Source organism: Cohnella mopanensis (assembly GCF_022352055.1).
GTDB classification, from domain to species: Bacteria; Bacillota; Bacilli; order Paenibacillales; family Paenibacillaceae; genus Cohnella; species Cohnella mopanensis.
Map to the genome: position 1 here is coordinate 229,428 of NZ_JAKRWM010000002.1, position 23,074 is coordinate 252,501.

At 46.6% G+C, this 23,074-nt stretch carries 22 protein-coding genes; 17 read left to right on the forward strand and 5 right to left on the reverse strand.

The features are described from left to right. Positions 1 to 136 precede the first annotated feature (136 nt). The 8 genes from L3D05_RS05180 to L3D05_RS05215 all read left to right on the forward strand — a co-directional run bounded on the left by L3D05_RS05180 (position 137) and on the right by L3D05_RS05215 (position 9,442). A complete protein-coding gene (locus L3D05_RS05180; RefSeq protein ID WP_239614948.1) occupies positions 137 to 1,093 on the forward strand; it encodes an ABC transporter permease in 957 nt (318 codons plus the stop codon). 34 nt (positions 1,094 to 1,127) lie between these two features. Next, the gene (locus L3D05_RS05185) at positions 1,128 to 2,024 is read left to right on the forward strand and encodes a carbohydrate ABC transporter permease (RefSeq protein WP_239614949.1); all 897 of its coding nucleotides are present in this window, start codon (positions 1,128 to 1,130) and stop codon (positions 2,022 to 2,024) included. Positions 2,025 to 2,100: 76 nt separating this feature from the next. Next, positions 2,101 to 3,801, forward strand: coding sequence for an extracellular solute-binding protein (locus L3D05_RS05190; protein ID WP_239614950.1), 1,701 nt, complete (start codon positions 2,101 to 2,103; stop codon positions 3,799 to 3,801). An 84-nt stretch (positions 3,802 to 3,885) separates the two neighbouring features. After that, entirely contained in the window at positions 3,886 to 5,454 is a 1,569-nt protein-coding gene (locus L3D05_RS05195) for a response regulator (RefSeq protein WP_239614951.1), read from the forward strand. Between the two features lie 31 nt (positions 5,455 to 5,485). After that, a complete protein-coding gene (locus L3D05_RS05200) occupies positions 5,486 to 7,261 on the forward strand; it encodes a sensor histidine kinase (protein ID WP_239614952.1) in 1,776 nt (591 codons plus the stop codon). 126 nt (positions 7,262 to 7,387) lie between these two features. Beyond that, entirely contained in the window at positions 7,388 to 8,476 is a 1,089-nt protein-coding gene (gene serC, locus L3D05_RS05205) for a 3-phosphoserine/phosphohydroxythreonine transaminase (RefSeq protein ID WP_239614953.1), read from the forward strand. An 87-nt stretch (positions 8,477 to 8,563) separates the two neighbouring features. Next, positions 8,564 to 9,025, forward strand: a complete 462-nt coding sequence (gene trmL, locus L3D05_RS05210) for a tRNA (uridine(34)/cytosine(34)/5-carboxymethylaminomethyluridine(34)-2'-O)-methyltransferase TrmL (RefSeq protein ID WP_239614954.1) — start codon at positions 8,564 to 8,566, stop codon at positions 9,023 to 9,025. Positions 9,026 to 9,199: 174 nt separating this feature from the next. Then, a complete protein-coding gene (locus L3D05_RS05215) occupies positions 9,200 to 9,442 on the forward strand; it encodes an AbrB/MazE/SpoVT family DNA-binding domain-containing protein (RefSeq protein ID WP_115992011.1) in 243 nt (80 codons plus the stop codon). Positions 9,443 to 9,557: 115 nt separating this feature from the next. Here the strand turns inward: L3D05_RS05215 and L3D05_RS05220 are convergent, their stop codons facing one another. After that, positions 9,558 to 9,710: a hypothetical protein gene (locus tag L3D05_RS05220; protein ID WP_239615363.1), complete on the reverse strand. Its 153-nt coding sequence runs from the start codon at positions 9,708 to 9,710 to the stop codon at positions 9,558 to 9,560. Between the two features lie 204 nt (positions 9,711 to 9,914). Between L3D05_RS05220 and L3D05_RS05225 the strand changes: the two genes are divergently transcribed. Continuing rightward, positions 9,915 to 11,045: an aminotransferase class I/II-fold pyridoxal phosphate-dependent enzyme gene (locus tag L3D05_RS05225; RefSeq protein WP_239614955.1), complete on the forward strand. Its 1,131-nt coding sequence runs from the start codon at positions 9,915 to 9,917 to the stop codon at positions 11,043 to 11,045. Here the strand turns inward: L3D05_RS05225 and L3D05_RS05230 are convergent. Together L3D05_RS05230 and L3D05_RS05235 are read right to left on the reverse strand one after the other, a co-directional pair. After that, entirely contained in the window at positions 11,042 to 11,350 is a 309-nt protein-coding gene (locus tag L3D05_RS05230) for a Rieske (2Fe-2S) protein (protein WP_239614956.1), read from the reverse strand. The two genes, L3D05_RS05225 and L3D05_RS05230, sit on opposite strands and share 4 nt — an antisense overlap. Continuing rightward, positions 11,347 to 12,192, reverse strand: a complete 846-nt coding sequence (locus L3D05_RS05235; RefSeq protein WP_239614957.1) for a DUF2161 domain-containing phosphodiesterase — start codon at positions 12,190 to 12,192, stop codon at positions 11,347 to 11,349. Before L3D05_RS05235 ends, L3D05_RS05230 begins: the two co-directional genes overlap by 4 nt. 175 nt (positions 12,193 to 12,367) lie before the next feature. Between L3D05_RS05235 and L3D05_RS05240 the strand changes: the two genes are divergently transcribed. After that, positions 12,368 to 14,263: a PrkA family serine protein kinase gene (locus tag L3D05_RS05240; protein WP_239614958.1), complete on the forward strand. Its 1,896-nt coding sequence runs from the start codon at positions 12,368 to 12,370 to the stop codon at positions 14,261 to 14,263. A gap of 136 nt (positions 14,264 to 14,399) precedes the next feature. Continuing rightward, positions 14,400 to 16,085 (forward strand): glycoside hydrolase family 13 protein, encoded by a 1,686-nt coding sequence (locus L3D05_RS05245; RefSeq protein WP_239614959.1) that lies wholly within the window; start codon positions 14,400 to 14,402, stop codon positions 16,083 to 16,085. 341 nt (positions 16,086 to 16,426) lie between these two features. Here L3D05_RS05245 and L3D05_RS05250 read toward each other — a convergent pair whose 3' ends face one another. Continuing rightward, complete coding sequence (locus L3D05_RS05250) at positions 16,427 to 17,965, reverse strand: glycosyl hydrolase family 18 protein (protein WP_239614960.1); 1,539 nt, start codon at positions 17,963 to 17,965, stop codon at positions 16,427 to 16,429. Positions 17,966 to 18,040: 75 nt separating this feature from the next. Next, positions 18,041 to 18,460, reverse strand: coding sequence for an ATP-binding protein (locus L3D05_RS26675; RefSeq protein ID WP_369417947.1), 420 nt, complete (start codon positions 18,458 to 18,460; stop codon positions 18,041 to 18,043). Between the two features lie 465 nt (positions 18,461 to 18,925). On the opposite strand from L3D05_RS26675, the gene L3D05_RS05255 reads away from it, so the two are divergent. The 6 genes from L3D05_RS05255 (at position 18,926) to L3D05_RS05280 (ending at position 23,056) form a co-directional block, all read left to right on the forward strand. After that, positions 18,926 to 19,585, forward strand: coding sequence for a hypothetical protein (locus L3D05_RS05255; protein WP_239614961.1), 660 nt, complete (start codon positions 18,926 to 18,928; stop codon positions 19,583 to 19,585). Beyond that, positions 19,578 to 20,099 carry an accessory gene regulator B family protein gene (locus L3D05_RS05260; protein ID WP_239614962.1) on the forward strand — a complete coding sequence of 174 codons (522 nt, stop codon included), beginning with the start codon at positions 19,578 to 19,580 and terminating at the stop codon, positions 20,097 to 20,099. The genes L3D05_RS05255 and L3D05_RS05260 overlap by 8 nt, the downstream gene beginning before the upstream one ends. A 1-nt stretch (position 20,100) precedes the next feature. Continuing rightward, positions 20,101 to 20,229 carry a cyclic lactone autoinducer peptide gene (locus tag L3D05_RS05265; RefSeq protein ID WP_239614963.1) on the forward strand — a complete coding sequence of 43 codons (129 nt, stop codon included), beginning with the start codon at positions 20,101 to 20,103 and terminating at the stop codon, positions 20,227 to 20,229. Between the two features lie 19 nt (positions 20,230 to 20,248). Beyond that, a complete protein-coding gene (locus tag L3D05_RS05270) occupies positions 20,249 to 20,635 on the forward strand; it encodes a LytTR family DNA-binding domain-containing protein (protein WP_239614964.1) in 387 nt (128 codons plus the stop codon). Positions 20,636 to 20,818: 183 nt separating this feature from the next. Next, on the forward strand, positions 20,819 to 21,601 hold the full coding sequence (locus L3D05_RS05275) for a class I SAM-dependent methyltransferase (RefSeq protein WP_239614965.1): 783 nt from the start codon (positions 20,819 to 20,821) through the stop codon (positions 21,599 to 21,601). A 108-nt stretch (positions 21,602 to 21,709) separates the two neighbouring features. After that, positions 21,710 to 23,056, forward strand: a complete 1,347-nt coding sequence (locus tag L3D05_RS05280) for an MATE family efflux transporter (protein ID WP_239614966.1) — start codon at positions 21,710 to 21,712, stop codon at positions 23,054 to 23,056. Positions 23,057 to 23,074: the final 18 nt, after the last annotated feature.

The window sequence follows — 23,074 nt, forward strand, 5'->3', positions numbered from 1 at the left end:
TGGAGGGCTGTTTTTTTGCGTTTATCAACGAAAGTCATTTGATAAGTATCATTTTTAGTTGATGAGGCAAATTTTAATAGCGCTTACAACCTTATAAAATAAGGGATATGAAGGATTGGCAGCAGGAGGGGTGGGTATGGCTCAGCTAACGCTGAACAAAGATGTCGTACGGAAAAAAAAGACGAAAAACACATTAGTCCGGTTCCTCAAGCAATGGGATATTCAACTGATGGTGATACCGGCGCTGCTCGTAATTTTCGTCTTCAGTTACATTCCGATGTACGGGGTTCTGACGGCATTTAAGAATTACAACATTATTAAAGGGTTTATGGATAGTCCTTGGGTTGGATTTAAGTATTTCGAGCAGTTCTTTCATAGTCCCGATTTCTCAAGGGTTATGCGCAACACGGTGATCGTGAGCCTGTTGAAGTTTTGTATCGGTTTTCCGGCTCCCATCTTGCTGGCGCTTATGTTGAACGAAGTGAAAAATATGTTTTTCAAAAGATTGGTCCAAACCGTCAGTTATCTTCCTTATTTCTTATCTTGGGTTATCGTTGCGGGCTTTTTTGGCTCGATGCTGGCTACGGATAATGGCAGTATTAATATTGCGCTCGAGAAGGCGAATCTGATCGAAGATCCGATCAACTTTCTCTCCATTCCGGAATATTTCTGGACAATCCTAATTACTGCGAACGTGTGGAAAGACATCGGTTTCGCCTCCATCGTCTACCTTGCGGCGATTGCCGGCGTTGATCCCCATATGTACGAAGCAGCCGAGATGGATGGAGCAAGCAAGTTTAAGCAGATGTTCCTGATCACATTACCTTCCATCATGCCGGTCGTTATCATTTTCATGATTTTGGCTATGGGAAATCTATTAAATGCAGGTTTCGAAGATATTTTGCTTCTGGGCGCCAATCCGCTATTGAGAGAAGTTACGGACGTATTGGATACGTACGTGTACCGAACGGGTATCCAGAACGGACGATACGCTTATGCGACGGCAATCGGATTATTCAAAGCCGTCATAAGCGTTGGAATGTTAATTATGGCTAACTACTTGGGTCGTCGATCGGGAAACAGCTTATGGTAAAGTGCCAAATTTGCGGAAGGAAGCGTGGACATCCATGAGAAGACTTGGTTTCGGCGATCGTACGATGATCATTACTATTTATATCCTGTTGATACTGCTAGCCTTCTCGACCTTCTATCCGTTCTGGAATGCGTTGGTTATCTCCTTCAATGAAGGGAAGGATACGGCGCTCGGGGGCGTAACCTTCTGGCCGAGAGCTTGGACGTGGGAAAATTATAGTACCGTGTTCAAAAATGACAAACTGGTCGGTGCGTTCACCGTCACGATATTACGTACGGTTGTCGGTACGATTACCTCGATTCTGGCCACTTCGATATTAGCCTACGGAATGACCAAGAGAGAGTTGATCGGACGCAAGTTTTATATGGTCGTCTGTATTATCACGATGTATTTCGGCGGCGGTTTGATTCCGACCTACTTGCTCATCCGCGGCATTGGATTAGACAACTCTTTCTGGGTGTACATTATTCCTTCGCTCATTAGCGTCTGGAATATGATCATATTTCGGACATTCTTCAACGGTTTGCCGGATGGCTTGCAAGAGTCGGCGAAGATCGACGGCTGCGGGAACTGGGGAACGTACTTCAGAATCGTACTTCCGCTTTCCGGTCCCGTCATCGCGACCTTGGCGCTTTTTACTGCGGTATACCATTGGAATGAATGGTTCTTGCCTAGTATCTATATTACGAACGAGAAGCTGATTCCCATTCAGACGCTTCTGCAGCAGGTTCTGAATACGAACGTCATCACGGCTAACACTTCGGCGCTCGATACGGCTTCCCAGGCGATTCTGGGACGGATGCAGAGCATTACGAGCAAATCGCTATCGATGGCCATTATGATGGTGGCTACGCTTCCGATCATCTGCGTCTATCCGTTCTTGCAAAGGTATTTCGTTAAAGGCGTGTTAGTCGGATCCTTGAAAGAGTAAGAGGATTGTCTCCCGAGTTTAGAGCAAATTGCTTTAAACATAGATTATATTTAATTAAGGAAGGGGCATTTAGAAAATGAGAAGCACGAAAAAAGCTTTACTCGTTTCAGTCGCAGTCCTAATGATCTTATCGCTTGTCCTGGCTGGTTGTTCCGGTAAAAACAACAACGGGGGTAAAGAAGGGGCGGCAGGCGGCAGCACTTCTTCCGCAAGCGGCGGCGACACTTCTCCAAGTGAAAGCGCGCCGGCGGCGGATATTTACGAAATCGGCAAAGAACCGCTTGAATTTAGCTTCTACGGCCATTATGACTGGTACTCGATGCCGCAGTGGGGAGAGGACGTTGCTTCCAAGTGGATCAAGGAAAACATGAAGGTTAACATCAAAGCCATTCAATCCGCGAATAATGCCAAGCAAAAACTAAACACGATGATGGCATCGAAAGATCTTCCGGACGTCATATGGGCGGATCGTCACTCCGCGGATATCAAGCTGTTGATCGAGTCGGATATGCTCGTTCCATTCGATGACTATATCGATAAGTATCCGAATTTGAAAAAATGGTTGAGCACGGAAGCGATTAACATGCTTCGCAGCGACGACGGCAAATTGTATCAGTTCCCGAACTGGTACACGAACCAACCGAACGGGAATGCGGGTTATGTCATTAATAAGAAAATTTACAAAGAACTCGGATCTCCTAAATTAGAAACGACGGACGACTTGTACGAATACCTGAAAGCCGTAAAAGCGAAATACAAAGACGTTGTACCGTTCGAGCCAGAGCTTGTTATCGACGGCCAAGGCTTGGATGTCCTGTACACGGCATTCGAAGAAAACGCTCTGAATCGTTGGGTAGGTAACCGCTCAATTCCTAAAGACGGGAAAATGACTTCGGTCTTCGCCGATCCAACATTCCGTGAGTCCATGCAGTATGCAGCCAAATTGTTCCGCGAGAAGTTAATGACGCAGGACGCTTTGACGCAAACGCGCGATCAAGTGAAAGAAAAAGTATTGAACGGCAAAGTGGCCGTATACGCTAGCTCAAGCCCTACCGATTTTGCGGCAGAAGGAGACGGCATTCTGTCTAAAACAGATCCGGAAGCCGGATACTTCGTGACTTGGCCAATCGCTAAGCCGGGATTAGACAAAAACAAAATTTTCCCGGGAACGTACAGCAAATTGGGATGGAACGTTAGCGTAATTACGAAGGCGGCCAAAAACCCTGAAGCAATCTTCGCTTTCCTTGACTGGTATACGGGGCCTGAAGGACAACGCATCTTGATGTGGGGACCGGAAGGCGGATATTGGAACGGGCTCGAGGAAGACGGAATTACTCCGATCTTCACGGAGAAATATACGTCCGACAAAGAAGGGCTTGCTAAGCTTCAAGCGGATTCCAACAATATTTTCTGGAACGGCAACACGGTATTCCTCGACACGACGAAAGCGAAATTCGAATCGACGTTGCCTATCGAACAGCAGAACTGGAATACGCATTACCAATACGAAGTCACTTGGAAAACGCAAGCCGATGCTACGGAATATTCCGTAAACATGCTTCCTTCCAAAGATAGCGATGCGGGTATCGCCACTCAAGCCGTCGAGGATATTTTCGATGAGTATAGAGCGAAAGCCTTGTACGCCAAGAACGATGAAGAAGTTCTCAAAATCCTAGACGAAGCGAACGAGAAAGCATTCGCGGTTGGCTACCAGAAGCAATTGGATTACCAAACGGAAGCTTGGCAGGCTAACGTGAAGAAAATGAACGGAAACTAAGAAAAGAGAGAGCATAGGCAAGGAGAGTAGGCTTCCATAGCTTACTCTCCTTGCCGATATTCATTTTGCAAGGAGTGAGTCAAGATGTATAAGGTGCTGCTTGCGGATGATGAGATATTGGACTTGGAAGGGATGCGCAAGTTCATTCCTTGGGGAGATTTGGGTTTGGAGGTTGTCGGAGCGGTTAACAATGGATTCGCCGCTTGCGAGGTTATAGAGACGGAGAAGATCGATATTCTCGTAACCGATATCCGAATGCCGAATATGTCCGGGCTGGAGCTGGCGCAGAAAGCGTTGGAGAAACAGAACAACCTGCGAATCATATTCGTTAGCGGGCATCAAGATTTTAATTACGTGAAGCAAGCGCTCTCGTTGAATGCGCACGGTTACGTACTGAAGCCGATGGATGACCGGGAACTTATTGATTCATTGAACAAGCTCCGGCAAGACCTGGATCAGAAGAAAAAGGAACGGAATACGGAAGAGGCTTACAAGCAGATGGTCCCCATCGTCAAAAACGAGTATTTAACTCAGCTTTTGGAGGGGCCAATGGAAAGTGCCTCTTCTGAACTGCTAGATAAAGAATATAGATTAGATCGTCTAGATTGGCCGGTGAGGGTAGCCCTTATAGAAATCGACGATTATTCCTGGAAGCTAAATCCGTATGAAGACGAGAAGCGCAAAAAAATGCTTAGCTGCTTCTACGAGGAACTATCAAAGTGTTTCAACAAGTATGGAATAACGCATGTATGCAGAATTTCGAAGCAACGAACCGCGCTATTGCTCGAAGAGAACGTTGATCTTCATACGATGGATGAGGTTCTCTCGCGGATCAAGGATGTATTTCCCTTTACGATAACGATCGGTTTGGGCGCAGCGGTAGCCAGCTTGACCGAGATCTATACGTCCTACGGACAGGCCGTCGAGGCGATTGAATCAAAGATGTTCCTGGGGAAAGGAAAGTTGATCGCTTACGATAACGTAGGAAGCCATGAGACTCGTGACATGAAAAGCCTGGACGAGCACTTGGACGCGATGCTGGCCGCCATGGCGCATTATGATTTGGTGCGCATTCATGACGAGTTGTCCGGGTTATTTCAGATCACTTCTGTAATGGGATCAAGGGTTACCGTCCATAACTTCGCTATGTACTTGGTCATGAAGCTCAATGATCATCTGCGAGCTATGAATGAAGATCTATTCAAGCTCCTTGGAATGGAGCTTAAAAACCTCGATATTTTGTTGCAATTCGAAACGATCGACGATATTCATAAATGGCTGCGTTACCGGGTATTCGAACTATCCGAAATGTTATATCGGAAAAAACATACGAAGAACGGCAAGCTTGTTCAAGCCGTCATTACAAGCGTCAGCGATCGACTGCAAGACAATATTACGTTACGCGAGGTCGCGGACAAGTTCAGCTTCTCGCCAAACTACTTAGGGGTATTGTTTAAAGAAGAAACCGGGCAAAATTTCAGCGACTTTATTATCGGGCTTCGGATGGAGAAGGCTCAGCAGCTTCTGAAAAATACGAAGCTCAAAATATACGAAGTGGCAAGTTTAGTCGGTTATCGTTACTTGCCCTATTTCAGTAGGCAATTCAGGGAGACTATCGGAATGACACCGCTAGAATACCGGAGAAAATCGTAAGTAGGCTGAACAGGAAAGGCGTGAGTGGCCGATGAAAGTCAACAAAGCTAGGAAATATATCCCGTTCGGGTATAAGCTCATGCTTTCCTATTCCTTATTTATTATTATTCCCGTGCTTCTGGTTGGATATATAGCGAATTCGGTATTCGTCGAATCGATGCGCAAGCAGACTCGAACCAACATCCAAGGGACGCTTCAGCAAATGAAGGACAACGTCCAATATAAGATGGAAAACATTCAGCGGATTTCCGATATGCTCTATTTCGATGATAAGCTGGCGGCACATCTTCATCATTACGAGATGGGCTGGGTCAATTACGAGGCGACGAAGAAATACATGCTGCCTAAATTCCGCACGGCGATCGAAACCACGACGAGTAAGGTGTGGTTGTCCTTTTATTTTCATAACGAAACGTTCAATGAAATTTATAGCTTATGGGGAAGCTCGGACCCCTTGCTAAGGAATCCGCAAGTGTTGGAGTGGTACCACATCAAACGAATTAATGAGAAGATTTGGTATCGGCAGTTTCCTCCGGAAAACTACGGATTGACGATGCAGTGGAGAAAAATCGAGGATGACGACAGGTATGGCCGAATTTCTTTGCTCAGAAGAGTAGTCGATATTAGCCAAGCGGATATGAAAGAGATTGGATTTCTGCGGATTAGCGTGTATCTATCCGAATTATTCGAAAGCTTGGATTTTCAGAAAATCGGCGAGGGGACGACGCTTCTCGTCACGGATAATGAGCAGCGTATCGTGATCTCATCGGGATTGCCTGGATGGAAATCGGGCGATACATGGACGGGAGCGAATCCGAAGGAGCATTTGGTCATTCAACAGGCGCTGCCCGAATTGAATTGGAATCTCGTCGCGCTTGTTCCAACCAAGTTAACGGACACAGATACGGATAAGATAAGGACGCTTACCTTCATTATTTGTTTGGCCTGTTTTGCCATTTTCTCAATCGCCGGCTTCTTTATTTCCCGGTTTTTCTCCAAACGGGTGTCGAAAATCGTGTCCGTACTGGATTCGTTTCAGGAAGGCGAATTCCATAAGCGAATTCTATTTAAAGGGAATGACGAGTTTACTAGGATTTCCTTAGCCTTAAACGACATGGGCCACAATATCGGCGGTTTAATCAGGGAAGTTTATGTGACGAATTTACGCAAGACGGAAGCGGAGTTAGAGACGCTGCAAGCACAGATCAATCCGCATTTCTTGTTCAACACATTATCCTCGATAAGTCGATTAGCCAAGTTCGGCGACGTGGACACTCAGCATCTGATGGTTATGAATTTAGCGAAGTTTTATCGGTTATCCTTAAACGATGGGCGCGCGAATATATCCATTCTTAAAGAGCTGGAGTTAATTCAAGCGTACTTGGATATCCAACAGGTCAAATTCGGCGAACGCATGCAGGTTCAAACCGACATCTCCGTGGGGATTATCCATTTTGATACGTTAAAGCTGATATTGCAGCCCTTTGTTGAAAACTGTTTAAAGCATGCTTGGTGCGGAGACAGAATCCATATTCGGATTACGGGAACGCTTGAACGCGAACTGATCGTATTCCGGATTATCGATGACGGGGTCGGCATGTCCTCTCCAATCGTTGCTCGATTATTCGAGGGTACGGAGGACGCCAAGGCGGGATACGGCATTCATAACGTTAACGAACGAATCAAGCTGTATTACGGACATCAGTACGGAGTTAAAATCCACAGCAAGAAGGGAATCGGAACGACGGTTCAAATCGAAATTCCGGCAATCCGATACAGTGATAAGAAAAAGACGAAAATTTCTTAACAATGATACCGCTTTCGTTCGGAAATCAGTCACAAACCTGGCGAAAATGGACGGATTATGGTTGCTCTTGGGCGTAAAGCTTTGATATGATAAGCCTATTATGAATTTACTTAAGGTGGGGACAAGATGGCTAACCGCGCTTATAATTTCAATGCTGGTCCGGCGGCGTTACCGCTAGAAGTACTGCAGAAAGCCCAAGAGCAATTCGTCGAATTCGAGAATAGCGGAATGTCTTTGATGGAGATGTCCCATCGAGGCGCTATTTACGAGAAAGTCCACTTCGAAGCCGTTAATTTACTTAAGGAATTGCTTGCGATTCCTGAAGGGTACAAAGTATTGTTCGTTCAAGGCGGAGCGAGCACGCAATTCGCCATGATTCCAATGAACTTGCTTCGTCCAGGCACTACGGCGTCTTATGTCGCGACGGGAAGCTGGGCAACGAAAGCGATTCAAGAAGCTAAATTGTTCGGCGATACTTCCATCGCCGCATCTTCGGAAGCCGATTCCTATAAGCGGATTCCCGCGATTAGCGAATTGAATTATTCTTCCGACGTGGCGTATTTGCATTTAACTTCCAATGAGACGATTGAAGGAACGCAATGGTCGGAATTTCCCGACACGGGCGATGTCACTTTGATCGGAGACATGTCGAGCGACATTCTGTGCCGTCCGATCGATGTTTCCAAATTCGGTGTTATTTACGCCGGAGCTCAGAAAAATCTTGGACCGTCCGGGGTAACGATCGTCATCATTCGCGAGGACCTCATCGTTAAGCCGTCGACACCTGTACCTACGATGCTTCGCTACGACACGCACGCGAAGGCGGATTCGTTATACAATACGCCTCCGACATTCGCCATCTACATGATGAACGAAGTGCTTAAATGGGTAAAAGCAAATGGCGGAGCCGCAGGAATGGAAGCACGCAATCGCGAGAAAGCCAACCTGATCTACGACATTATCGATAGCAGTAACGGGTTCTACCGTGGTTTCGCTGAAAAGGGCAGCCGTTCATTAATGAATGTTACCTTTACGCTAGCAAGCGAAGAGCTGGAGAAACAATTCATTAAAGAATCGGAAGCGAAAGGTTTCGTCGGCTTGAAAGGCCATCGTAGCGTTGGAGGCTTACGCGCTTCGATCTACAATGCGGTACCTCCGGAAAGCGTACGCGCTTTGGCGGAATTCATGCGCGATTTCCAAAGCCGGAATGCTTAAGCAAGCTGGATGACTATAAGGAATGATGAAAAATAGCGGTCATAAGCCGCTATTTTTCAATTTGTGTTGCATAAGGAGGCAATTGTCTTGGCTTTTCACATCGTGCTCGTCAATCCGGAAATCCCGGCGAATACGGGCAACATCGCAAGAACCTGCGCCGCTACCGGTACTCATCTTCATTTGGTTCGTCCTTTAGGCTTCTCGACGGATGATCGCGTCTTGAAACGGGCGGGACTGGACTATTGGTACGCGGTTAACATCACGTATTACGACTCGTTCGAAGAGGTGGAAGCGGCCAATCCGGGCTCGAGGTTTTTCTTTGCGAGTACCCGAGTAAACAAGAGATACACGGACTTTGAATTTCGCGACGGGGATTTCTTCGTCTTCGGCAAAGAAACCGCCGGTTTGCCGCAAGCGATACTCGACTCTAACCCGGACACGTGCATGACGATTCCGATGACGGATAAAGTGCGTTCGTTAAATCTGGCCAACTCGGCCGCTATTGTCGTATTCGAAGCGCTCAGGCAAAATGGATTTCCTTTGTCTTAATCAACATTATTCGACAAAATCCACTTTTTATGAGATTATTATGTCGAAATGTTGCACTATTTTAAGCAAATCGATAGATTGGCAGGGTATTAGGCATTTTTATAGAACGGTATAGAGTGGCTAAAAGGTTTCGAGATAACTAGCTAGAATAAGCGTATGAATGGAGGTACTGCATTGAAACCTGCAGGCGTAGTTCGTAAAGTGGACCAATTGGGACGTATTGTACTCCCAAAATCGTTGCGTAAACGATATCAAATGAACGAAGGGGATCCGGTAGAAATACTGGTCCAAGGAGATCACATCATTCTGGAACGTTATCGGCCTCGTTGTGTATTCTGTTCTTCGATGGAAGGCGTCGGAGAATTCAAGGAGCGCTATGTATGCGCATCTTGTGTGAAGGATATGCACGGACTGTAAACATAACCGGCACAAAAAGACCGTCTCCGGGGGGAGACGGTTTTTTTGTGCGTTCATGCCACGAGAAAGCCGGAGCTTCCTCCTATTCGAGGAAAGCTCCGGCTTTAGGTTGGCTTTACAGCCCTTTGGTTTTATCTTCGTTATAAGAAGACGTCAAGATAGCCGTGAGGAACAAAGCCAGAACCAAAATTACGATCCAGAACTTATTGGACATTCCAAACAACTCTAACTGCTCTGCCGCTTTCGCAGCTGTCTCAGCAAGTAACATGTTCCACACCTCCGCTTAACTACCCATATTATAACCAACCCCTCCCAAAAAGAAAACGCAAAATGTTGTGAACAATCGTTTTCTTCCCGATCGTCGACGTTAAACGGAATTTCTATCGCGTTCCTGCTTCGAATCATGGTTTGTCCTCCTCGTCGCAGGCATATAAATGAACCAAGGCCAACATCGTCATGGGAGGGGAACGCCTTGAGTTCGATTATTAACTGGATGGGCGGATGGCCTAAGGAAGGACTAGTTTCCTCGGCGGATTGGGAAGAGCGGGTGGAAGCGGCCGCAGCCTTCGCGGCAACGGAACAATTAGGGATATTGGAAAGGAAGTCCGATATCCACGGGGAGGAGAAGCTAAGGGAGCAACTGGCGAAAGGCTTGCTGAAGGGCAAGACGGGCGGCCATAGCAATCAACTTAGGATGACGAGGGGGGCGGACGGGGCGCTTGCTTGGCTATTGGACAATAAGCTGGCTCCGGGAGATACGATCCTAACCGAGAAGCTGACTTCGCGATCGGCGCTATTGGCCTTCCGCAAAGCGGGGCTCAGAGTGGAAGCGGTTGAAGGAGACCGCAGAGGGATGGATCCAGAAGCGCTTACGACCGCGTTGTTCCGGTATCGCCCGAAGATGGTATACGTGTCGCCTTCTTTAACCGATCCCGAGGGAGTATGCTGGAGCCCCGAGAACAAAGCGGCCGTCCAGATCAGGTGCAGGGAAGCCGGAGTGCTGCTCGTGACGGACGATCGTCAAGAGATGCTGCTCTACGACCCGGCCGAGCTCCGTGCTCACCGCAGGTTGGAGCCGGGCATTGTGTCCATCGGCCAATTTCCGCCCGGATTAGTAGCGGGCTTGCGTATCGGCTGGATCGCGGGTACAACCGATTCCGTTCAGTCTCAGCCGAAGATAGATTCCGCGCGGGATGAGTTTCTGGCTAATCCAATCGAACAACAAGCTTTATCGCAGCTTATCGAAGAGCAACCGCTTGAGCCGTTGTATGATATGCTTCGCGTCCAATGCGCGGAACGGATGAGAAGGATGACTGAGCAATTGGCGCGCAAAGGGATCGAAGATCTAAGTTGGGTACAACCGAGAGGCGGCCTTCATTTATGGCTCGTTCTGCCTTCTGGATTGGACGGGGAAGCGTTGCTACGCGGCGCGTGGCTTAAAGGGCTTATTTTTCAACCCGGTGCTCCTTTCTATGTGAAGGATCCCCGGGCGAACTCGCTGAGAATGACCCACGCTTTCGCGGATGAGCGGCAAATGAAGTTAGGGCTGTCAAGGCTTGAAGAGAGCATAGCGGAGTTTACGGGGCGCTGGTCGAGGAGTTAATAAGGGTCTCCGACCGCGTATAACCGCCCCTCTTTCACCGTTACGTTGCGCTGCATAAGCCTCTCGGACGGATCGTTCAAGCAAACTCCGCTCTCCGCATGGAAAGTCCAGAAATGAAGAGGGCAGAAGAGGACGTCATTCATCGGCCGGATGTCTCCTCCCGCGTGCGGACATAGTGCCAGCAACAAACGAAATCGTCCTTCGGACGTACGGACAAGCCAGTATGGAGTATCCTCGATCGTCACTTCCGCAGGTAAATCCATATAGGCATCCAGTGGGCCTAGTTCAATTTCCGGTTCGTTCATTGGGATGTTACTCCTTCGATCTGATTGTTTAAGATTTCTAAATAGTGCGAAGCCCACGGAAATTGGTTAGCCCATACTTTCGTCACGTCGGAGTATTGCAGCAATGCGGCTTTACCGGACGGCGTCAGCTCATAGACGCCTTTCTTGACCCGCCTGAACCAGCCGTAATAATTTTGTTGGAGCTGGGATGCCGCCGTAGGGCAGTGGGTCCAATCTCTCACCTGACGGGGGGCGGACGGACCATGGCAGTCAAGCGCTAGCGCGCATTGGATTGCCCTTTCCCGATAGGCGGTTATTAGCTTGCGCTTCGTGCTGCCCCCGACGTTATAGTCGCCGCTTCGCGCGTGGAACTCCTTCAACAGTTTTGCGGCTTTGGCTTTGCGTCTTCCCGTTGGAGCGGTTTGATATAGGGGAGGAGTCTCTGCGACCCTGTTACCGGACACGGGAGAAGCAGCCGCCGCGAATCCGCTGATCCCGGCAGGCTCGCACCACACTTCGATGATGGCGGATTTCGTCCGGAAAAAGGTCACCGTAAGGAAACCGAGATTCAGTCGTCGGCATAGAGCGGTGATCTCCGTAAATCTTTGGTTATGAGCTCCGCGTTTGGTTCGGTTACGTTCGACCGCCAGCCAGACCGTTGCGCCCGTCTTTTGACGATCGACGCCTTGGAGCAACAAGGGCAACGTAAATGTTTTTTTCATTTCTACGATGATCGGATCAGCCTCATCGGCCCGATAGGCAACCAGATCGCAACCTCGAATTTCCGCTTTAACTTCATAGCCTCTTTCGGTAAAAAAGCCTTTGACCGGCGGATAAAGCTCGGTTTCTAATTTGACGGCCACCGGATTCCCTCCTGCTTTTGGAACAGCTATCCTGTAGAATATCGCCATTATATCACACCGATTTCGAATGAAATGCGTAATGTAAAAGTAATGTAAGGTCAAATTCGTCCGTTCCCTCGCATAAGTATGTATTACGTCAGGTCAAGAGTAGAGAAAGTTGCGAGGAGGAAGCGGCATGGACATCTTCAGTCGGATCTCAGAGTATCGGGCCGAGAGTGAGAAATTAAGCTGGTCGGGCACTTTTCGGGATTACATCGATCTACTTCGCCGCGACAATACTCCGGCGATGACCGCTCACGCAAGGGTATACGATATGATCGTGTCCCATGGAGTAGAGGAGCGGGGTGGTAGTAAAAAATATAATTTTTTCAATTCCGAAATTTTCGGATTGGACCAAACGATGGAGAAGCTGGTGGAGGAATATTTCCATTCCGCCGCTAGAAGGCTTGACGTTCGCAAGAGAATATTGTTATTGATGGGACCGGTCAGCGGCGGGAAATCCACGATCGTAACATTACTTAAGAAAGGGCTAGAGCAATATTCACGCTCAGACCGAGGTTCAGTATACGCCATTAAAGGCTGCCCGATGCAGGAGGACCCCCTTCATCTCATTCCCAGCGAGCTTCGTCTGGAAGTAGAAAAGGAGCTGGGCGTACGCATTGAAGGAGATCTGTGCCCTTCGTGCCAGATGAGATTAAAGCTGGAGTTCGAGAATGAAATCGAACGAGTGCCCATCGAGCGAGTGTTAATCTCGGAGAAAAATCGGGTCGGCATCGGGACGTTCAGCCCTTCGGACCCGAAATCCCAGGATATCGCGGATCTGACCGGAAGCATCGATTTCTCGACCATTACGGAATACGGATCGGAGTCCGACCCGCGTGCCTACCGCTTCGACGGCGAGTTAAATAAGGCGAATCGTGGATTGATGGAGTTTCAGGAGATGCTGAAGTGTGACGAGAAATTTCTCTGGAACCTTCTCTCGTTAACGCAAGAAGGCAACTTCAAAGCCGGCCGTTTCGCGTTGATCAGCGCGGACGAATTGATCGTGGCGCATACGAACGAATCGGAGTATAAGGCATTCATATCGAACAAGAAAAACGAAGCGTTACAATCGCGTATGATCGTTATGCCGATTCCGTACAATTTGAAGGTGTCGGCTGAAGAGAAAATATATACGAAGCTGATCGGCCAATCGGATATGAGCCACGTTCATATCGCGCCTCACGCCTTGCGAGCCGCCGCTATTTTCTCCATACTGACCCGCTTGAAGGAATCGAAGAAACAAGGAATGGATCTCGTTAAGAAAATGCGAATGTACGACGGTGAAGAAGTGGAAGGGTATAAGGAAGCCGATCTCAAGGAGATGCAGAACGAGTTCGTCGAGGAAGGAATGTCCGGCATCGACCCTCGTTACGTAATCAATCGGATTTCCAGTGCTCTCATCAAGCAGGATTTGCCGTGCATTAACGCCCTCGACGTCCTGCGCGCGCTCAAAGACGGTCTGGACCAGCATCCTTCGATTACGAGGGAGGAGCGGGAGAAATATTTGAACTTCATTTCGGTCGCGCGCAAGGAATACGATAATCTGGCGAAGAAGGAAATCCAGAAGGCTTTCGTCTATTCGTTCGAGGAGTCCGCGCGCACGCTGTTCGAGAATTATCTCGACAACATAGAAGCATACTGTAACTGGTCGAAGATCAAGGACCCGTTAACGGGCGAAGAGATGGATCCGGATGAGCGGCTCATGCGATCGATCGAAGAACAAATCGGCGTCTCCGAGAATGCCAAGAAAGCGTTCCGCGAAGAAATTCTCATTCGGATTTCCGCGTATTCGCGCAAAGGCAAGAAGTTCGACTACAGTATGCACGACCGACTGCGGGAAGCGATCGAGAAGAAGCTGTTCACCGATCTGAAGGACATCGTGAAAATTACGACGTCGACGAAAACGCCGGACGAAAGCCAACTGAAGCGGATTAACGAGGTGACCAAGCGGCTTATCGACGAGCACCATTATTGTCCGGTTTGCGCGAACGAGCTACTGCGCTATGTAGGTAGTTTGCTGAACCGATAAACTTGTAGAGGAATAAACCCAAAAGGCACCTCTAAAGGTGCTTTTTGGGCTGGGTTGATACCATCGAAAAAACTAGATATTCCTTAGAGGCAATAGTAATATTACAATTATATGATTTAGCAAGGGAGTTAATGGAATGAACAAAGCGTTCTGGAAAGAAGCGGTCGTGTATCAAATTTACCCAAGAAGTTTCAAGGATAGCAATGGAGATGGCGTCGGCGATCTTCGCGGCATTATTTCTAAGTTGGATTATTTGCAGGATCTTGGCGTGAACGTCGTATGGTTAAGTCCCGTGTACCAGTCGCCGAATGACGACAACGGCTACGACATCAGCCATTATCAAGCGATCATGGACGAGTTCGGCACGATTGCGGATTGGGAAGAAATGCTTGCCGAGATGCATAAGCGGGACATTAAGCTGATTATGGATCTCGTCGTGAATCATTCTTCCGATGAGCATGATTGGTTCGTGAAGTCACGGCAATCTAAGGATAATAATCCTTATCGCGATTATTATATTTGGAGACCGGGCAAGGACGATAGAGAGCCGAACAACTGGGTGTCCGTGTTCAGCGGATCGGCTTGGGAATGGGATGAACAGTCCGGCGAATATTTCTTGCACGTTTTCTCCAAGAAGCAACCGGATTTGAATTGGGACAATCCCAAATTAAGGCAAGAAATCTACGACATGATGACTTGGTGGCTGGACAAAGGGATTGACGGCTTCCGCATGGACGTTATTAATTTTATATCCAAAGTGCCCGAACTGCCCGACGCCGGTACGGATCGGTATGCTTGGGGCGGCGAATATTTCATGAACGGGCCTCGCATACATGAATATTTGCAAGAGATGAATCGGGAAGTATTGTCTAAGTATGATGTCATGACTGTGGGCGAAATGCCTGGAGTTACGGCGGACGAAGCTAAGCTCTATACGGGAAAAGACCGCAAAGAGCTGCAAATGGTGTTCCAATTCGAGCATATGGATATCGGCTCCGGGACCGGAGGGAAGTGGGATCTGGCTCCATGGACGTTAGGTCAATTAAGAGGGATATTGCATAAGTGGCAAGTCGGTCTCGCGAACGACGGCTGGAATAGCCTATATCTCAATAATCACGATCAACCGCGAATGGTATCGCGTTTCGGCGATGACGGTGAATACAGAAGCGTTTCGGCGAAAATGTTGGCGACATTGCTACATACCCTGAAGGGTACGCCTTATATTTATCAAGGTGAAGAGATCGGCATGACGAACGTGAAGTTCGATTCGATCGATCGTTACAAAGATATCGAGACGCTCAATATGTACCGTGATGCCACAACCCAGCAGGGCAAAAGTAACGAACAAGTGATGGAATCGATTTACGTCAAAGGGCGCGACAATGCTCGTACGCCGATGCAATGGGACGCCACGGATAATGGGGGCTTCACGACAGGCACGCCGTGGATCGAGACGAACCCTAACTACTCAACAATCAATGCAGAGCAAGCGGTCCAAGATCCGCAATCGATTTATGCCTATTATAAGGAGCTAATCGCCTTGCGTAAGCGGCATGAGGTGATGGTTTATGGAGACTATGAATTATACCTAGAGGACCATGACTCGATTTACTCATACACGCGTAAGCTCGGAGAAGAAATCTGGCTCGTGATTTTGAATTTCTTCAAGGAGCCCGTCACGTTCGATCTCCCGACGCAACTGAGCCATGATACACGTGAATTGATCATTAGCAATTATGAAGTGGACTCTGCGGAGTCTATTGCATCGGTTAACTTGCGTCCTTATGAAGCAAGAGTGTACAGGCTGCATGGCGTACAATAAGCGCCGGGTAATGAATGTTCAGGGAAAATGATGGTTCATGGAAAAAGCACCCTCACGGGTGCTTTTTTTATGATTATTGCGTTCTCTAGCAATAAGAACATGACAGCGTGTTTAGGCTTCACCCAAACGGACACAGAAGCCCTTATTTGTGAATTTCAGGGTCCAATCGTTTTCTAACGGACATGAGAGACCTTATTTGCTCGAAATGGTCCCGAAACGCATGGGATTTTGGGGAATAAGGTCTGTAGTGTCCGCAAGTATCCGGAAACAAAGGTCTATACAGCAAATAAGGTCTCTAGTGTCCGTTCTTCCTTGTCATCACACGAAGGGAATGAACGCTTTTATTTTAACGAGTAGACTAGCTTGTCTAGTAGGGTTTGGTTGGTGTCTTGGCTTAACTCCCACAGCATGGCCCCGCCAAGTCCTTTCGAACGGATATACCCCGCTTTGTAGGCGATCGATTCAGGATCTTCGTAGCTGATTAGAGTGCCGGTCGACTTTTTGTACAGCCAAGGAACTTTAGCGCTGTCGTTCCAGTAGCGGACAAATCCGTTTCCGTTGATCCAGCCCTGCTGCTCCAAGTTGCCGTACTCATGGATACCGTCAGCTATAATTCCTTGCGAAGCGCCTTCGCATGCTTGATATAAACCTTGGTTGGAGGGACCGCAGCCCGTCCAGCCCCGTCCATACATCGGAATTCCCATAATCAGCTTGCTAGATGGAACCCCCGCGCTGAGATACAGGTTAACCGTATAATTAATATTAGACTTAGCACTATTGTTATCGGCGGGATCTGCGTATAAAGGCGCATTATGATTGCTTCGTTTCTCCCAGCTTCCGTAATAGTCATAGGTCATCAAATTGATCCAATCGACGATTCCAGCGACCTTAGCTACCTCCACGTTATTCACGTAAGCAGGAAAAGCGCCTGCGGCTATCGTTAACAAATAAGTTTTGCCGTCCTTAAGTTGCGCGGCATCAAGCTTATCTCTAATCGTCCGAAGGAGTAACGTGAAGTTTTGCTTGTCCTCGGGTCTAGCGGCATTCGATGACAATCCTCCCGATACCGGATACTCCCAGTCCAGATCGATCCCGTCGAAGCCGTTGTCACGGATAAATTTCACTGCGCTCTCAGCGAATCTAGTACGTGTATAGTTGGATAACGCAACGTCGGAGAACGTATCGGACCATGTCCATCCGCCTACGCTAATTAGCGACTGTAGCTTAGGGTTAGCTTGCTTAAGTGTACGGAGCTGAGCGAAGTTCGTTTGATCCGCCCAGTAATCCCCATTCACGACCAAGCCGTTCTTGATGTTGGCGAATGCATAATTAAGATGCGTGATTTTCGAAGCCGCGATCTGGGCTACATCGAACTTCTGGTAAGTCGCCCAGTATGGATAATAGCCAACGATTTTGTAAGACGGACTAAGCGCTGGAGGAGCTTCTTTGCCGGATATGTCGATCGTATGCGAAGCCGTAGTCCAATTCAATGAGAATCCCAATAGGGAAACAACGGAACGAACAGGCAGAAAGAGCGTTGAACCTTTCAGCAGCGGAGCGGCTGCGATCGTGACGGCAGCGTTATTCAGAGAGGCTGACTTACTATTAAGCTCCATAATAATTGCTAGATTTGATTTCGAGAGCTTGAATTTGCTTTTGCTGATCCAATCGACCTGCAGTCCGAGCGGTTGCAACAATGGCCGCGCTTCCACGTAAGTGTTGCCGTTCTGGACGATGGGCTGCATGTTAAATGATATTCTTTGATTGTTATATGTAACTTTAATTTCATTGCCTGCATGGCCTGAAGGCGTAGGAATCGTAGCAATACCTACAAACATCAGCAGCATAAGGATACTGAGACGGGTTGCGTAGCTTTTCATTCGTCACTCTCCCTATGAGAATAAGTGCGTTTCTACTTATTCTCAGGGAGAGGTAGAGTTAAGTAAAGCTTAATATCATGGGTATAATGGGAATGTTAGACAGCATATTGCGGAAGGGTAATACGAATACGGTTGTGTCATTGTCTTCGTTCGATAGTAGATCCAACTCGCTATTGTAGTACTTGACACGTTCATGAACGATGGCAAGTCCGAATGACCCTCTCCTTTAGTTGAGTAGCCCGGCTGGAAGATGCGCTCCCTATCTGTTGCTTGAAGTGAGCTGCCTTTGTTGGAAATTTGAAGCTCTATCCCATTATCGTCCGTTATTCTGATTGAGGCATGTACTTGCCGCTCATCTTGAGGGAGAATCTCCGTTTCGTCAAACGTGTTGTCTACGAGATTACCCATGATTTTGATAATATCGATGACTTTAATGGTTGTCTCATCGTTATTCCAGTTGTCCATTACAATACTAAGGAAAAATGAAAAAAGCATGAGAAAAAGTTTTTTCTTTATGCTAGTCTCTTTGAACTAACGAATAGTAGGAGCATGCCGGCTATTGGAGAATTGATGACATGAAGATGCAGAGGAAGTACAAGGATAAGAGCATCGGTATAAACCGAATGGATAAAAGTTAATAAAGCAATTCTTCTAATTAATTTTGAAGGTTGGTTTTCTAGGATTGAAAAGCAGAACAACCAATAAACAAAGGTTTGCGGTTGAGCAATCAAGAGATCCAATTTGAGAAAATCGAAAAAATATTGCCTATCTCTTGCGTCTCTCCCAGGTATTTCATATTCGCACACTTCTTTTATACCATTAAATATAGGAAATATGGAGTATTATTTGGTTTAACTACTGATATATCGAGAAAAAATGGATGCGTTTTCTAATAAAAATGATAAAATAGTATTAATAAATTTTTTGTTTTCGATATTAAGTGGAGGAGCAGTAAATAAAATGCAATTTGCAGGCTTCATGTTTTTTTCAACAATAGAGTATCTTGCATCTTTTTCCTTTATCCTCGTACTATTTCGTTTCAGCTTTAGAGAAAATTCCCTTAAATTTGGAGTGTTTGCCCTTGTTCTGAGTCTTGTTTCCCAAACATTACAAACTGAGTTTTTACAAGCAACATCATCGCTAATTCAAACATTATTGATCATATTGTTCTTTTATTTCTTTTTGAAAGTTACATTGTTTAATTCTGCTGTTATGGTAATAACCGGATATCTACTCAATTTTATAGTTCAATGGACTTTTGCAGGTATTTATATGCATTTTGGGATTGTGCAGGAATTATTGCCGTATACAAGAGATGGATATTTGTTACAAACCTCTTCCGTATTAGTGATGGCTTTATTAACAGTTCTAATCGTAGTTTTAAAAGGAGGGTTCAGTTTTGTTGAGAATTACAATAGAATAAATAAATCAAAGTTTTTCAGTAAACAAAATAGATTATTTTTACTTTTTATTGTAATCTCATTGTTCACTGTATTCATTGCTAACCTCTTATTAATGGTTACTGAAAGTCCTCCGTACTTATTAGTGTCAATATTTTTAATGGTTTCAATGCTTGTTCTTATTTTCTTGACGGTTAGAAAGGATGAGCGTATTGATTGATTCCATTGCATTAAAAATGGCTGAAGCAATAAAAAAAGCTGAACCTACAAAAACCGCAAGTATTGAGGTTATGAAATTTTCCTTAGTGGTCATTCTTCATACCGCTTTAACTGTCGTTTTTATTGTTATCATTGGGATAATAACTAATAGCCTTGAACTTACAATGATTGGTTTGATGTCATTTATTGTTCTTCGTTTTTTCTCCGGTGGCCTGCACTTGAAAAAGGCAATTAATTGTTCAATAGTATCAACCATATTGATTTCGGTTGCTCCCCACATTCCTTTGGCACCGGAATTGACAATTATTATTATTGGTATAAGCTTACTAATTGCGCTATTTCTTGCACCTGCTAATATTATCAATCATGCAAGAATTCCAAAAAAGTATTTCCCTCTGTTGAAATTAATATCAGTATTACTTATTTCAAGTAATTTTATTTTCATGAGTTCAACCATAGCGGTAGCCCATTTGCTACAAGCAATTACCTTAATACCATATATGAGGAGGTGGTAATATGAAACGTAATGGGGCGATTCTTATTTCAAAAATTCTAGTTTTGATTGCTGCGGTTTTTGTTAGTACTGCCAGTTGGTTTATAATATACCGTCCAGAAATTCCGGACGAATTAAAAGTAAATGAATAAAATATCGGGGGGGATAATAATGTCGTACATCGCACTTCTTGATTCTAATGGAAATCCGGTGAAACTTGATCCTGCGGATGTAATTGCTATTCGACCTACTGCAGACGGACCGGAATTCTATACTAAAGATGCCATGTATTATTATCCCACGACTCTTGAAGAACTGATGGTTGTATTGAAAGAGGTCGGTTTTGAACGATTAGATCGGACTAATCTGGTCAATCTGAATCACGTAAAGGCTTTTGATCCCAAAGCTCGTAAGGTTTACTTTGAGCAGCCCTGGACTAAAGACAGCAAGTTTGCAACCGTATCGGAAGCGAATGTGAGTAAAGTGGAACATCTGGCTAAAGAAGAGCCGGCGAGGTATAAGGTTTTTCACAAACCATCGTTGTTCTGGAAGAAGTGAACGTTCAGCCATAAGGAAACAGGAGCCAAGCCGCCTAGGTTTGGTTTTTTTGTGTCCTATGCTAATTGAATCGCAATGATTATAGTCAACATCTATATAATAAATAGATTATATATATTTTAACTATTAAGAAACGTGTGTTATAACTTAGCTATCCAAAATCCATGAGGAGATGAGGCGGGTATGACAGACAAAGCGAATGAGCAAAAAGTAAACTGGGAAGCTAATGTATACGATCAATCGATGAGTTTTGTGTCCCAGTATGGAGAAGACCTGGTTCGTTGGCTGCAGCCTAAAAGCGGGGAAAACATCATAGATTTCGGTTGCGGAACCGGTGATCTTGCTGCGCAGATCGCCACTTATGGCTCAGAAGTAATCGGAGTGGATATTTCCCCGGAAATGGTCGAAAGGGCACGCATGAAATACCCGACTCTTCGCTTCGAATGCGCGGATGGAATGCAATGGAGATCGGAACAATCTTACGACGCGGTATTCAGTAATGCGGCTCTACATTGGATGAAGGATCCGGAATCCGCGATTAGCAGCATGATCAGGGGGCTTCGCCCCGGAGGAAGATTAGTCGTGGAGTTCGGGGGTTATCGGAATGTCGCGACGATTATCGAAGCCGTGCAGGAAACAATGCATCGGAATGGGCGGGACGAAGCATTCGTGATGCCATGGTATTTTCCAACCATAGGAGAGTATGCGAAGTTACTTGAGGTATACGGGATGGAAGTAAGGAGCGCGAATCTTTTCGAGCGCCCTACTAGATTGGAGAACGGCGAAGAGGGAATGAAAGGTTGGTTAGAGATGTTCGGGACGGCGATGTTCCCGCAGGCTAGCGAGTCGGAAGTCCGACAATGGATGAGCGAGGCAGTGGAAAACCTGAAACAAACTCCTCTCTACGACAATGGATTATGGACGGCGGACTACTGGCGTTTGCGTGTCGTGGCGGTAAAGCGATAGTTGAAATATAGCATAATGGGATAAAAATAAAACCGATTCGTTCATTGACTAATAGAGGCAACTCAGAGAAAATGAGGACATCAATGTTAGCGGGGACGGTATAACATCATGAAACTTCTCAAAGGCTGGTATGGCATTCTCATGCTGGCTCTCCCATCACTATTCGCTTTTGCAACGCAAACGTTAACCGGGACGATCAATTTGATCGTCGTCGGCGATCTCGGTTTCGTGGTCATTGCGGTCGTTGGCGTGTCCAACATTATTATGTACAACGTGTTCGCCATTTTCTCAGGGATAGGCCACTCGATTAACTATCTCGTAGCGCAAAATTTCGGAGCTAAAGAAATGCGCAAAGGGATGCAAAGGACATATTTGGCCCTCATTGTTAGCGTTGGTGTTGCGCTCATCATAGCGTTGGCAGGCTGGCTCGCGAGCGGTGCCGTCTTAAAATTGACTGGCGGATCTGCCGATCTCATTTCGACGGGCGGGGATTATCTGGAATTGCGGTTTTACGCGATGTCCTTCGGGATTATTAGTTTTGTATTTCATGGCTTTTTCCGCGGAGTGGGCGACACTCGAACATCAATGATCGTATCCATCGTGGCGAATGTTCTCATGGTCGGGCTTACTTATGGACTCACATACGGCCACTGGGGGCTGCCGGATATGGGGATCATCGGCGCCGGATACGCTTTGCTTATTGGGGAAGCGGTACAATTGTTGATCTGTTTAGCCGTATTCTGGGGACCAATGCACAAACGTTATCAAACGCGTAAGCTGCAAAAGCCGGAATGGAAGGAACTCAAGCTCATCTCCGTTGAAAGCGGAAAGCTGGGTTTGCAGGAATTCTCGATGAGCGTCTCGATGTATATTTTCACGATATTCGTCTTGACGTTAGGAGATTTAGCCGCGGCAGCGAACGAGGTTGCGCTAAGCATTATGTCGTTCGGCTTCATGCCCGCATTCGCATTCGGTTCAACGGCGACGATCTTGGTCGGACAGGAGATCGGGCAGCGAAGGCCGGATTTGGCGAAAAAAGCAGGAACGAGCACTGCGATTCTGGGTTCCATTTTCTTGGTCTTGCTCGGTACGGTCGAATTAATCTGGGCGGTTCCGATAGCACGATTGTACAGCGATGACCCGGGTGTATATGAACTAGCTGCGTATTTGATCCAAGTGTCCGCTTATCTGCAAATTTTCGATGGATTCTATAACTTCTATGCCGGCGGTTTGCGAGGAATCGGGGATACGACTTTCTTGATGAGAGCTTCGTTCGTGCTCAGTATATTCATGTTCATTCCGCTCACTTATCTTTTCGTTATCGTGTTCGATTGGGGGAGCATGGGAGCATGGCTTGCGCTTTACTCGTTCCTCGTCGCCCTCGGCTCGGCCGTCATGATCCGTTATTATCGAACGGACTTTAACAGCGTTAAATTGAAGGAAGCGCACGGATAATCATTGAACCAGAGACTG